Genomic DNA, 12338 nt, shown 5'->3' on the forward strand with positions numbered 1-12338 from the left:
GGCGACGTCGGTGGCGACCAGTACGTTAACCCGGCCATCCATCATGCGTTTAACCGCTTCGTTGCGTTTGGCCTGCACCATTTCGCCTTCGAGATAGCAGGTATTGATGCCCGCTTCGCGCAGCCAGGTGGCCAGCTCGTGCACGCGTTCGCGCTTGCGCACGAAGATCACCGATTTCTGCACGTCCGGCTGCTTCAGCAGGTGGATCAGCAGCGCGGTTTTGTGCTGCACGTCATCGGCGCGGTAGTACCACTGCAGGATCTTTTTGCGTTCGCGGCGCGACGGGTCGGCTTCCACTTCCACCGGCTCTTTCAGGATGCGCTCGGCGAATTCGCGGATCGCCTCGCCTTCGAGCGTGGCGGAGAACAGCAGCGTTTGATTGCGCCAGCGGGTTTCGGCGGAGATGGTTTCGATGTCCTGCGCGAAGCCCATGTCGAGCATGCGGTCGGCTTCGTCGAGGATCAGAGTTTCCACCGCGCGGCAGTCGAAGTTCTCTTCTTTAATGTATTGCAGCAAACGGCCGGTGGTGGCGACCACCACGTCCTGGTTTTCGCTGAACACTTCCGCGTGGTTCATGTAAGCGACGCCGCCGGTGATGGTGGCGATATCCAGCGAGGTATGAGCAGCCAATTCACGCGCCTGGTCGGCGACCTGCATCGCCAGTTCGCGCGTTGGCGTCAGGATCAGCACGCGCGGCGGGCCGGATTTCTTGCGTGGAAAGTCCAGCAGGTGCTGCAACACGGGCAGCAGGAAGGCGGCGGTTTTGCCGGTGCCGGTCGGAGCCGAACCTAAGACGTCGCGCCCGTCCATCGCCGGCGGGATCGCAGCGGCCTGAATGGCAGTGGGGCGATCGTAGCCTTTGTCGCGCAGCGCGTCGATCAGGCGATCATCGAGTTCGAGTTCGGAAAAAGTGGTTGCTGTCATGGTCTACCTCTACTTGGGGCGCCGATTATAGACGGGTTGGCCGCGATCTTCACCTATTTAAGCGGAAAGCCGCTCTTTTCCCGCCCATCAGATTGCCTTATGCTACGCCAGTTTTATAGCCAGGTGGTGAGTGTGAGCAAGCGTTCGAAAGCCGATTTTACCCCGCGCCGCGGGGGTTTTACCTTTAAACAATTCTTTGTCGCCCACGATCGTTGCGCCATGAAAGTGGGCACCGACGGGGTGTTGCTCGGTGCCTGGGTGCCGCTGGGGCAGGCCCGCCGGGTGCTGGATATCGGCAGCGGCAGCGGGCTGATCGCGCTGATGCTGGCGCAGCGCAGCGGCGACGAGGTGACCATCGACGCGGTGGAGCTGGATGAAGCCGCCGCCGGCCAGGCGCGCGAAAACGCGGCAGAATCGCCGTGGCCGCAGCGCATCCGCGTGCATGCGCAGGATATTCACCATTATGCGCAGCAGCATGCCGCTGAGTATGATCTGATCGTCAGCAACCCGCCGTATTTCGAGCCGGCGGTGGCCTGCCGCGACCAGGCGCGCCACAACGCGCGTTACACCGAAACCCTGACGCACGAAGCGCTGTTGGCCTGCGCGGCGCAGCTGCTGGTGGAGCAAGGAACGTTCTGCGTGGTGCTGCCGCACGACATCGGCGCCGAATTTGAACGATTGGCGCAGCAAAGCGGCTGGCACACGGCGGCGAAAGTGAACGTCAGCGATCGGGCCGACACGCCGCTGCACCGGGTGCTGCTGGCGCTGACGCGTAAGGAAACGCCGCTGCGGGAGCAGGCGCTGGCGATCAAACAGGCCGACGGCAGCTATACCGACGATTTCCGCCGGTTGATCACCGACTTCTACCTGTTCTACTAAAAAGAAAAGGGCGCCGATAAGGCGCCCTGTCGCAGAGTTTAAGGCTGCAAAATGGTCGGCAGCGCTTCCGGCAGCAAATCCGGGTAGTCCAGCGTGTAGTGCAGGCCGCGGCTCTCTTTGCGCGCCATGGCGCTGCGCACGATAAGCTCGGCCACCTGCACCAGATTGCGCAGCTCCAGCAGGTTATTGGAGATGCGGAAGTGGGCGTAGTACTCGTCGATTTCCGCCTGCAGCGTGTTGATGCGGCGCAGGGCGCGCTCCAGCCGCTTGGTGGTGCGCACGATGCCGACGTAATCCCACATGAACAGCCGCAGCTCGTGCCAGTTGTGCTGAATCACCACCCGTTCGTCCGCATCGTCCACCCGGCTTTCATCCCAGTGCGGCACCTGTTTGGCCTGCTGGATGAACGGCAGGCGCTGCAGAATGTCTTCCGCCGCCGACCAACCGTAAACCAGGCACTCCAGCAGCGAATTCGACGCCATGCGGTTGGCGCCGTGCAGGCCGGTGTAGCTGACCTCGCCGATGGCGTACAGCCCGTCGAGATCGGTGCGGCCATGCTGATCGACCATCACGCCGCCGCAGGTGTAGTGCGCCGCCGGGACGATCGGGATCGGTTGCCGGGTCAGATCGAAGCCCAGCGTCAGCAGCTTTTCGTGGATCATCGGGAAGTGCTGGGTGATGAACTCCGCCGGTTTGTGGCTGATGTCCAGGTACATGCAGTCGGCGCCCAGGCGCTTCATTTCATGGTCGATGGCGCGGGCGACGATATCGCGCGGGGCCAGTTCGCCGCGCGGGTCGAAATCCGGCATAAAGCGGCTGCCGTCCGGGCGCTTCAGGTAAGCCCCTTCGCCACGCAGCGCTTCGGTCAGCAGGAAGTTGCGCGCCTGCGGATGGAACAGGCAGGTCGGGTGGAACTGGTTGAACTCCAGGTTGGCGACCCGGCAGCCGGCGCGCCAGGCCATGGCGATGCCGTCGCCGGAGGAGATGTCCGGGTTGGTGGTGTATTGGTACACCTTGGCCGCGCCGCCGGTCGCCAGCACCACCGTTTTGGCGCGGTAGGTTTCCACCCGCTCCAGCTCGCGGTTCCAGACGTAAGCGCCTACCACGCGGCGGGTACCCGGCAGGCCGATCTTGTTCGACGTGATAAGGTCGACCGCGTTGCGGCGTTCCATCACGCAAATATTGGGGTGAGCGCTTGCTTTCCCTACCAGCGTGGTCTCTACTTCCTTACCGGTAGCGTCCGCGGCGTGCAGGATGCGGCGATGGCTATGGCCGCCTTCGCGCGTGAGGTGATAATGCTCCTCGCCCTGCGCGTTGACCTCGGTGTCGAACAGCACGCCCTGATCGATCAGCCACTGCACGCAGTGGCGCGCGTTGCCGGCGATGAACTCGACGGCCTCTTTGTCGCACAGGCCGGCGCCGGCAATCAAAGTGTCATCAACGTGTGAGGCAATGCTGTCCGTCTCATCGAACACCGCGGCGATCCCGCCCTGGGCGTAAAAGGTGGCCCCCTCGCTGAGTGGCCCCTTGCTGAGAACGGTAACCTTGCAATGCTGCGCCAGGCGCAGCGCCAGTGACAGGCCCGCAGCGCCGCTGCCGACGATCAGTACATCGCTAACATGTTCAGATGATGGTTGCATAACGTATGATGTGTGCAGAAGAAGAGTGAATTTCATGTTAGCCTAACTGTCCGGGCAAAAGCCACGGATAGGGTGACATCAACAGAAAAAACAATGGCGATATGGAACTTCGTGTTCTATATGAACTCCAAGCGAGTGCTTGCTCAGGAAAATAATGTATGGCTGGCAGTACAATTTTACGCGTGGAGACGGATTTGGGGAGAGTTTACCTCGGATGAGCGAGCAGTTAACGGATCAAGTTCTGGTTGAGCGGGTCCAAAAGGGCGACCAGAAATCGTTTAACCTACTGGTAGTGCGCTATCAGCATAAGGTGGCGAGTCTCGTTTCCCGCTATGTGCCGCAGGGCGATGTGCCCGATGTGGTGCAGGAGTCGTTTATCAAGGCCTATCGCGCACTGGAATCGTTCCGTGGCGACAGCGCTTTTTATACCTGGTTGTATCGAATCGCCGTGAACACGGCAAAGAATTATCTGGTTGCTCAGGGGCGCCGTCCGCCATCCAGTGATGTGGACGCCAACGATGCGGAAAATTACGAAAGTGCGGGCGCACTGAAAGAAATTTCGAACCCTGAGAACTTAATGTTGTCAGAAGAGCTGAGACAGATAGTTTTCCGTACCATTGAGTCGCTCCCAGAGGATCTTCGCATGGCGATTACCCTGCGGGAGTTGGATGGTCTAAGCTACGAAGAGATAGCTGCCATCATGGATTGCCCGGTCGGAACCGTACGTTCGCGTATTTTTCGCGCCCGGGAAGCTATCGATAATAAAGTTCAACCGCTGATCCAGCGTTAGCAATGGCGGGCACAGGAAGGGTACTTAGGCATGCAGAAAGAAAAGCTTTCCGCTCTGATGGATGGTGAATCGTTCGACAGCGAGCTGTTGAGTTCTCTGTCGCAAGATCGAACGCTTCAACAAAGCTGGCAGAGCTATCACCTGATACGTGACACGCTGCGGGGTGATATCGGACAAGTGATGCATTTCGATATCGCCGATCGCGTCGCCGCTGCACTTGAGAAAGAACCTGCCCGGCTGGTGCCTTCCGCCGTTCAGGAATCTCAACCGCAGCCGCACACCTGGCAGAAAATGCCGTTCTGGCACAAAGTGCGTCCTTGGGCGAGCCAGATTACGCAAATCGGCATGGCGGCCTGCGTGTCGCTGGCGGTGATCGTCGGCGTGCAGCACTACAACCAGCCCGCTGCGTCATCGAACGCGTCCGAATCGCCGGCCTTCACTACACTGCCGATCATGGGCCAAGCCTCACCGGTCAGCCTGGGCGTCCCGGCCGACAGTTTCTCCACCGGCAGCGGCCAACAGCAGCAGGTGCAGGAACAGCGTAAGCGTATCAACGCTATGCTGCAGGACTATGAACTGCAACGTCGCCTGCATTCGGATCAGCTGCAGCTTGAGCAAAGCAACCCGCAACAGGCTGCCATTCAGGTTCCCGGAACTCAGTCTTTAGGAATGCAACAGCAGTAATGAAGCAAATCTGGTTCTCCGTTTGTTTATTGACGGGCAGCCTGCTCTATTCCAGCATCGCCCCGGCGCAGCCGACTGCGTCCGGGGCGTTATTGCAACAGATGAGCAGTGCCAGCCGTTCTCTCAATTACGAGCTCGCCTACATCAGCATCAGCAAGCAGGGAATCGAGTCGTTGCGCTATCGCCATGCGGTGATCGGCAACGTGCCGCTCGGCCAGTTGCTGCATATGGACGGCCCGCGCCGCGAAGTGCTGCAGCGCGGCGGCGGGATCAGTTACTTCGAACCCGGCCTTGAGCCGTTCACGCTCACCGGCGATCACATCGTCGATGCGCTGCCGGCCATTGTCTATGCCGATTTCGATCGCCTGGCCAAGTACTACGACTTCATTTCCGTGGGTAGCACCCGCATCGCCGATCGGCCGTGTGAAGTGCTGCGCGTGGTGGCGCGCGACGGCTCCCGCTACAGCTACATCGTCTGGATGGACGAGGACACCAAGCTGCCGCTACGGGTGGATTTGCTCGATCGCGATGGCGAAACGCTGGAGCAATATCGGGTGATCTCCTTCGCGGTCGGCGCCGATGTGCAGGGCGCGATGCAGGGGCTGCTCAAAGCCAATTTGCCGCCGCTGTTGTCGCTGCCGGCGGTGGAAAAGGTCCAGCTGAGCTGGAGCACCGGTTGGTTGCCGGCCGGGGTGGACGAGGTGGCGCGCAATCGCCGTAAATTGCCGAACGTCGCCGTGCCGGTTGAATCCCGGCTCTACAGCGACGGCCTGTTCAGCTTCTCGGTCAACGTCAGCCCGGCGGGCAGCGGAGCCGGGCAGCAGTACTACCGTCAGGGGCGCCGCACCATTCAGACCGAAGTGCGCGCGGGCAACGAAATCACTATTGTGGGCGAATTGCCGCCGGCGACGGCCAAGCGCATCGCCGACAGCATTTCTTTCAAGGTATCGCCGTAATGATGAAAGAGTGGGCCACGGTGGTTTCGTGGCAACAGGGCGTAGCGCTGCTGCGCTGTGAACCCAAGGCCGGCTGTGGCAGCTGCACTGCGCGTTCCGGCTGCGGCGCGCGCGCGTTGAACGAGCTGGTGCCGGAAACCGAGCATCAGCTGCAGGTGCGTATCGATCAGCCGCTCGAGCCGGGGCAGCGCGTTGAGGTCGGCATTGCGGAAGGCAGCCTGCTGCGCTCCGCCATGCTGGTTTACCTGACGCCGCTGCTGGGCATGATGCTGGGCGGCACGCTGCTGCAATATGGCTTCGGCAGCGACGCCTCGGCGGCAGTGGGTGCCGTGTTGGGTGGCGGGGCGGCCTTTATGCTGGCGCGCCGGTTGGCCCGGCGCCTGGGCGAGCAGGCCGATTATCAGCCGGTGGTGCTGCAGATTGGCTTGCCGCCTACCGCGATGCGCATGCAGGCGGAAAATTCTCCGCTGATTTAAACCGACGGCCGCGTCATCGCCGGGGTGTGATAGGCGGGGATGCGGTTGTGGATCATATGTTCCAGCAGCGCGATGAACAGATCGGCGCTGAGCAACGAATCATAGTTAATAGCGAACAGCACATTTCCCTGGCCGTCGAGTAAACGGATGCCGCGCCGCGGATGGTTTTCCAGCGCGCGGATCTGTTCGATCGGCACATTGCCCCGTTCAGTCGTCAGCAGGGTGGCGCTCAGCCGCAGCGTATTCGCCGGTGTGCCTTGCCGCTTGCCGAGCAGCAGTTGCCACAACCAGCGCGCGTCGCCCTCAACGGTGTGAAACGACACCGTCTCCCCCTGATAAAGCGTATTCAACGCCAGCGGCCCGCGCTGCTGCAACTGCTGATCGACGATCACGTCCGCCAGCCGCCACGAATGGGCGACATTGCTGAAGACCGTACACCAGGGCTGATCCGCGCCAGTGCGAAACGCCGTGACGTCGAGCCACCCGCCGAAAGCCTTACCGCCGCGAAAGCGATAGATGTCGCCGATTTTCTCAAACGGGATGAAACGCTCTTTGTGATGATGGCCGTCAAAGACCCGCACGCCGTGTTCATACAGGCGATAGGTCAGCGCCGGACGCAGATAATGCCGCAGCGCCAGCAGCGTACAGCCGAGTAAAATCGTGCCCGCGCCGGCCTGCAGCAGCGTGATGGCTTCGCTCTCATCAATGCTGCTCAGCAGCGGCAGCACCAACAGTGCCGCTCCCACGCTAAACAGCAACGCCGCCGCCGCCAGAATGCCCCAGTTGACCTTCGAAAAATCGTGCCGGCTCAGCATTTGCCCTTTATCGATCATGATGCACCTTCCAATCAACGTACGCAGATATGCTGGTGAACCCCGGTGGGCTGCCGATGTAGTGCCCGGAATAATGTTTTGTCGCGGAGTTCACGCCCTTTCTATCCGAGGGAAGGCAGTGGCGTATATGGGGTTTTTCCTAAACGCAGAGGGGTGAAATTGAATTCTAAGAGGTTGATCCAAATATTCTTTTTTTATAATTTCGGAGAGGGTTTATTGCGTTGCGGCCGGTTATGTATTAACACCGGGGTTTGGTTGCTGCGGAGGCGGTGCCAGCCTTGGGTTCGGGTGGCATCGCTCGTGTTAACATCTGTTTTCACAACCTGGAGCGCCCTGTAACATTAAGCCGCGCATAATAGAGTGCCTTCACTGCACCGATCGCTAGGTTTTCAGTGGTGTGGCATGTAGAATGCAGCGATTCAGGTGCAAGACGGCCTAACCCATTCACTGTCGCTTTAGGTCCATGCGGGTTTCTATAGGCGAGTAATTCAGAAATACCAAGGCAGAAAAACTTTTATAATGAAGCATATACGAAATTTCTCCATTATTGCCCATATTGACCACGGTAAGTCGACGCTGTCTGACCGCATTATCCAAATCTGCGGCGGCTTGTCCGACCGTGAAATGGCTGCGCAGGTGCTCGATTCCATGGATCTGGAGCGCGAGCGCGGCATCACCATCAAAGCGCAGAGCGTTACGCTGGATTATAAAGCGCTGGATGGGCAGACCTATCAGCTCAACTTTATCGACACCCCTGGCCACGTCGACTTCTCCTATGAAGTTTCCCGCTCGCTGGCGGCCTGCGAAGGCGCGCTGCTGGTGGTTGACGCCGGTCAGGGCGTAGAAGCCCAGACGCTGGCCAACTGCTACACCGCGATCGAAATGGATCTGGAAGTGGTGCCGGTGCTGAACAAAATCGACCTGCCGGCCGCCGATCCGGATCGCGCCGCGCAGGAAATTGAAGACATCGTCGGCATCGACGCCACCGATGCGGTGCGCTGCTCGGCCAAAACCGGCGTCGGCGTGCCCGACGTGCTGGAGCGTCTGGTGCGCGACATTCCTGCGCCGCAGGGCGATCCGGATGCGCCGCTGCAGGCGTTGATCATCGACTCCTGGTTCGATAACTACCTGGGCGTCGTGTCTCTGGTGCGCGTCAAGAACGGTACGCTGCGCAAGGGCGACAAGATCAAGGTCATGAGCACCGGCCAGGTGTACAACGCCGATCGCCTGGGCATCTTCACGCCGAAGCAGGTCGATCGCGACGTGCTGAACTGTGGCGAAGTGGGTTGGCTGGTCTGTGCGATCAAAGACATCCTCGGCGCGCCGGTGGGTGATACCCTGACGCAGGCGCGTCAGCCGGCGGATAAAGCGCTGCCGGGCTTCAAGAAAGTGAAGCCGCAGGTGTACGCCGGTCTGTTCCCAATCAGCTCCGACGACTATGAATCCTTCCGCGATGCGCTGGGCAAGCTCAGCCTCAACGACGCCTCCCTGTTCTACGAGCCAGAAAGCTCCACCGCGTTGGGCTTCGGCTTCCGCTGTGGCTTCCTCGGTCTGTTGCACATGGAGATCATTCAGGAACGTCTGGAGCGTGAATACGATCTGGATCTGATCACCACCGCGCCGACGGTAGTCTACGAAGTGGAAACCACCGGCAAGGAAGTGATCTACGTCGACAGCCCGTCCAAGCTGCCGCCGTTGAACAACATCCAGGAACTGCGCGAGCCGATCGCCGAATGTCACATGCTGATGCCGCAGGAATACCTGGGCAACGTCATCACCCTGTGCGTAGAAAAGCGCGGCGTGCAGACCAATATGGTCTACCACGGCAACCAGGTGGCGCTGACCTATGAAATCCCGATGGCGGAAGTGGTGCTCGACTTCTTCGACCGCCTGAAGTCCACGTCGCGCGGTTATGCGTCGCTGGATTACAACTTCAAGCGCTTCCAGGCTTCCGACATGGTGCGCGTGGACGTGCTGATCAACAACGAGCGCGTGGATGCGCTGGCGCTGATCACCCACCGCGACAACTCGCAGTATCGCGGCCGTGAACTGGTGGAGAAGATGAAAGATCTGATCCCGCGTCAGCAGTTCGATATCGCGATTCAGGCGGCGATCGGCACGCACATCATCGCGCGCTCCACCGTGAAGCAATTGCGTAAAAACGTGTTGGCGAAGTGCTACGGCGGCGACGTCAGCCGTAAGAAAAAGCTGCTGCAGAAACAGAAAGACGGTAAGAAGCGCATGAAGCAGGTCGGCAACGTCGAGCTGCCGCAGGAAGCGTTCCTGGCCATTCTGCACGTGGGCAAAGACGGCAAGTAACCGCGACGAGTTCGCGAAACGAGGGAGTTTGCATGGCGAATATGTTTGCCCTGATCCTGGCGTTGGCCACCCTGGTCACCGGGATCATCTGGTGCTTCGAGCGCTTTAAATGGGCGCCGGCCCGCCGCGCGAAGATCGCGGCGGTCAACGAACAGACTGCGGGCGCCGTAGACGATAAAACGCTGGCGAAAGTGGCGAAGCAGCCAGGTTGGGTAGAGACCGGCGCTTCGGTCTTCCCGGTGCTGCTGCTGGTGTTTGTGGTGCGTTCGTTTATTTACGAACCGTTCCAGATCCCGTCCGGTTCAATGATGCCGACGCTGTTGATTGGCGATTTCATTCTGGTGGAGAAATATGCTTACGGCATTAAAGATCCGATTACCCAGACCACGCTAATTGAAACCGGTCATCCGAAGCGCGGCGATATCGCGGTATTTAAATATCCGTTGGATCCAAAACTGGATTATATCAAGCGCGTGATCGGCCTGCCGGGCGATCGTATTACTTACGATCCGATAAATAAGCGCGTCACGGTGCAGCCGTCATGCAACAGCGGGCAGTCCTGCGACACCGCGCTGGCGGTGACCTACGCCGACGCGCAGCCGAGCGACTTCGTGCAGTTGTTCAGCCGCAGCGGCATGGGCGAGGCCAGCAACGGTTTCTACCAGATCCCGCTGAACGACGACGTGCCGCCGGGCGGCATTCGCCTGCGTGAGCGTCAGGAGAGCCTGGGCAACGTGACGCACCGTATCCTGACTGTGCCGGATGCACAGGATCGGGTGGGCGCTTACTATCAACAGCCGGGTAAACCGCTGGCGGAGTGGGTGGTGCCTGCCGGGCATTACTTCATGATGGGCGACAACCGCGACAACAGCGCGGACAGCCGTTACTGGGGTTTTGTGCCGGAGAAGAATCTGGTGGGCAAAGCCACGGCCATCTGGATGAGCTTTGAAAAGCAGGAAGGTGAGTGGCCGACCGGCGTGCGTTTCAGTCGGATTGGCGGCATTCATTAATCGCTGACTTATTTTCCGTAAATTTCACGCCGCAGCCTACTGCGGCGTGAAAGATTAAGGGGATATAAACACAGCATTATGTTTCCACTCGTTGTAGAATACTTTCTCGAGCGATAAAAAGTTGGTTCTCTGCTGGGAGCCACTGCAAACGAAACAGCTTTGGATCGGCTTTCAGCGAAGCAGGCCTGTTCCGTATGCTGCAAGTTTTTGACGCATTCTTGATCTATTGGTAACTCATGAATCCCATCGTAATAAACAGGCTGCAGCGGAAGCTGGGCTACACTTTTCAACAGCAGGAGCTTTTACTGCAGGCTTTGACTCACCGCAGCGCCAGCAGTAAACACAATGAACGTCTTGAGTTTCTGGGTGACTCGATTCTGAGCTTTGTCATCGCCAATGCGCTCTATCACCGCTTTCCTCGCGTAGACGAGGGCGATATGAGCCGCATGCGCGCCACGCTGGTGCGCGGCAACACGCTGGCGGAGATGGCGCGCGAGTTTGACCTGGGTGAATGTCTGCGGCTTGGGCCGGGCGAATTGAAAAGTGGTGGGTTCCGCCGCGAGTCAATCCTGGCGGATACGGTGGAGGCATTGATCGGCGGCGTGTTCCTGGACAGCGACATTCAGACCGTTGAACGACTGATTTTGGACTGGTATCGCAGCCGATTGGACGAAATCAGCCCCGGTGATAAGCAGAAAGACCCGAAAACCCGTTTGCAGGAGTTTTTGCAGGGGCGTCATCTGCCGTTGCCTTCTTATTTGGTGGTGCAGGTTCGCGGTGAAGCGCACGACCAAGAGTTTACCATCCACTGCCAGGTGAGTGGTTTGAGCGAGCCCGTAGTGGGCACCGGCTCGAGCCGCCGTAAAGCCGAGCAGGCGGCAGCGGAACAAGCGCTGAAAAAGCTGGAGCTTGAATGAGCGAAGTAAAACAACACTGCGGTTTCATCGCCATCGTCGGCCGCCCGAACGTGGGCAAATCGACGTTGCTGAACCAACTGCTGGGGCAGAAGGTTTCCATTACGTCGCGTAAGCCGCAGACGACCCGTCACCGCATCATGGGCATCGACACCGATGGCGCCTATCAGGCGATCTACGTCGATACCCCTGGGCTGCACATCGAAGAAAAACGCGCCATCAACCGTTTGATGAACCGCGCGGCCAGCAGCTCGATCGGCGACGTCGAACTGGTGATCTTCGTGGTCGAAGGCACCAACTGGACCGCCGACGACGAAATGGTGGTCAACAAGCTGCGCAGCCTGCGCTGCCCGGTATTGCTGGCGATCAACAAGGTTGATAACGTCACCGACAAATCCAAGCTGTTGCCGCACATCGCGTTCCTCAGCCAGCAGATGAATTTCCTCGACGTGGTGCCTATCTCCGCCGAGAAAGGGATGAACGTCGACACCATCGCCGGCATCGTGCGCAAACTGCTGCCGGAAGCGGAACACCACTTCCCGGAAGATTACATCACCGATCGCTCCCAGCGCTTTATGGCGTCTGAGATCATTCGCGAGAAGCTGATGCGTTTCCTGGGTGAAGAGCTGCCGTATTCGGTGACGGTGGAAATCGAACAATTCGTGGCCAACGATCGCGGTGGTTACGATGTGCACGGCCTGATCCTGGTCGAGCGCGAAGGCCAGAAGAAAATGGTCATCGGCAACAAGGGCGCCAAGATCAAAACCATCGGCATCGAAGCGCGCCAGGACATGGAACAGATGTTCGACGCCAAAGTGCATCTGGAGCTGTGGGTGAAAGTGAAATCCGGTTGGGCGGACGACGAACGTGCGCTGCGCAGCCTGGGCTACGTTGACGATCTGAAGTAACGATC

At 59.5% G+C, this 12338-nt stretch carries 12 protein-coding genes; 9 read left to right on the plus strand and 3 right to left on the minus strand.

Features of this window, described 5'->3' with window-relative positions; all coding sequences use genetic code 11:
- Positions 1-924, minus strand: a 924-nt coding sequence (srmB, locus tag GKN89_RS18235; protein WP_154747505.1) for an ATP-dependent RNA helicase SrmB, incomplete at its 3' end; no start/stop codon positions are given.
- A gap of 99 nt (positions 925-1023) precedes the next feature.
- Here srmB and GKN89_RS18240 point away from each other — a divergent pair.
- Positions 1024-1803: a tRNA1(Val) (adenine(37)-N6)-methyltransferase gene (locus GKN89_RS18240; protein WP_154747506.1), complete on the plus strand. Its 780-nt coding sequence runs from the start codon at positions 1024-1026 to the stop codon at positions 1801-1803.
- A gap of 38 nt (positions 1804-1841) precedes the next feature.
- Here the strand turns inward: GKN89_RS18240 and nadB are convergent, their stop codons facing one another.
- Positions 1842-3443: an L-aspartate oxidase gene (gene nadB, locus GKN89_RS18245; RefSeq protein ID WP_019452310.1), complete on the minus strand. Its 1602-nt coding sequence runs from the start codon at positions 3441-3443 to the stop codon at positions 1842-1844.
- 214 nt (positions 3444-3657) lie between these two features.
- On the opposite strand from nadB, the gene rpoE reads away from it, so the two are divergent.
- Genes rpoE through rseC form a run of 4 tightly spaced genes read left to right on the plus strand, consistent with a single transcriptional unit; the run spans position 3658 to position 6349 of the window.
- Complete coding sequence (gene rpoE / locus GKN89_RS18250; protein WP_004929136.1) at positions 3658-4233, plus strand: RNA polymerase sigma factor RpoE; 576 nt, start codon at positions 3658-3660, stop codon at positions 4231-4233.
- A gap of 30 nt (positions 4234-4263) precedes the next feature.
- Positions 4264-4917 carry an anti-sigma-E factor RseA gene (rseA, locus tag GKN89_RS18255; RefSeq protein WP_019452311.1) on the plus strand — a complete coding sequence of 218 codons (654 nt, stop codon included), beginning with the start codon at positions 4264-4266 and terminating at the stop codon, positions 4915-4917.
- A complete protein-coding gene (gene rseB, locus GKN89_RS18260; protein WP_019452312.1) occupies positions 4917-5873 on the plus strand; it encodes a sigma-E factor regulatory protein RseB in 957 nt (318 codons plus the stop codon). The genes rseA and rseB overlap by 1 nt, the downstream gene beginning before the upstream one ends.
- The gene (rseC, locus tag GKN89_RS18265) at positions 5873-6349 is read left to right on the plus strand and encodes a SoxR-reducing system protein RseC (protein WP_019452313.1); all 477 of its coding nucleotides are present in this window, start codon (positions 5873-5875) and stop codon (positions 6347-6349) included. The genes rseB and rseC overlap by 1 nt, the downstream gene beginning before the upstream one ends.
- On the opposite strand, the gene GKN89_RS18270 is transcribed toward rseC, so the two are convergent.
- Positions 6346-7182, minus strand: coding sequence for a hypothetical protein (locus GKN89_RS18270; RefSeq protein ID WP_154747507.1), 837 nt, complete (start codon positions 7180-7182; stop codon positions 6346-6348). The two genes, rseC and GKN89_RS18270, sit on opposite strands and share 4 nt — an antisense overlap.
- Positions 7183-7701: 519 nt before the next feature.
- Between GKN89_RS18270 and lepA the strand changes: the two genes are divergently transcribed.
- The 4 genes from lepA to era all read left to right on the plus strand — a co-directional run bounded on the left by lepA (position 7702) and on the right by era (position 12333).
- The gene (gene lepA, locus GKN89_RS18275) at positions 7702-9501 is read left to right on the plus strand and encodes a translation elongation factor 4 (protein WP_019452315.1); all 1800 of its coding nucleotides are present in this window, start codon (positions 7702-7704) and stop codon (positions 9499-9501) included.
- Positions 9502-9533: 32 nt separating this feature from the next.
- On the plus strand, positions 9534-10511 hold the full coding sequence (gene lepB / locus GKN89_RS18280) for a signal peptidase I (RefSeq protein WP_063919908.1): 978 nt from the start codon (positions 9534-9536) through the stop codon (positions 10509-10511).
- Positions 10512-10747: 236 nt separating this feature from the next.
- Positions 10748-11428 (plus strand): ribonuclease III, encoded by a 681-nt coding sequence (rnc, locus tag GKN89_RS18285; RefSeq protein WP_004929158.1) that lies wholly within the window; start codon positions 10748-10750, stop codon positions 11426-11428.
- A complete protein-coding gene (gene era, locus GKN89_RS18290) occupies positions 11425-12333 on the plus strand; it encodes a GTPase Era (protein ID WP_004929162.1) in 909 nt (302 codons plus the stop codon). Before rnc ends, era begins: the two co-directional genes overlap by 4 nt.
- Positions 12334-12338 lie beyond the last annotated feature (5 nt).

The sequence above is a fragment of the Serratia sp. YC16 genome, assembly GCF_009707615.1.
GTDB classification, from domain to species: domain Bacteria; phylum Pseudomonadota; class Gammaproteobacteria; order Enterobacterales; family Enterobacteriaceae; genus Serratia; species Serratia surfactantfaciens.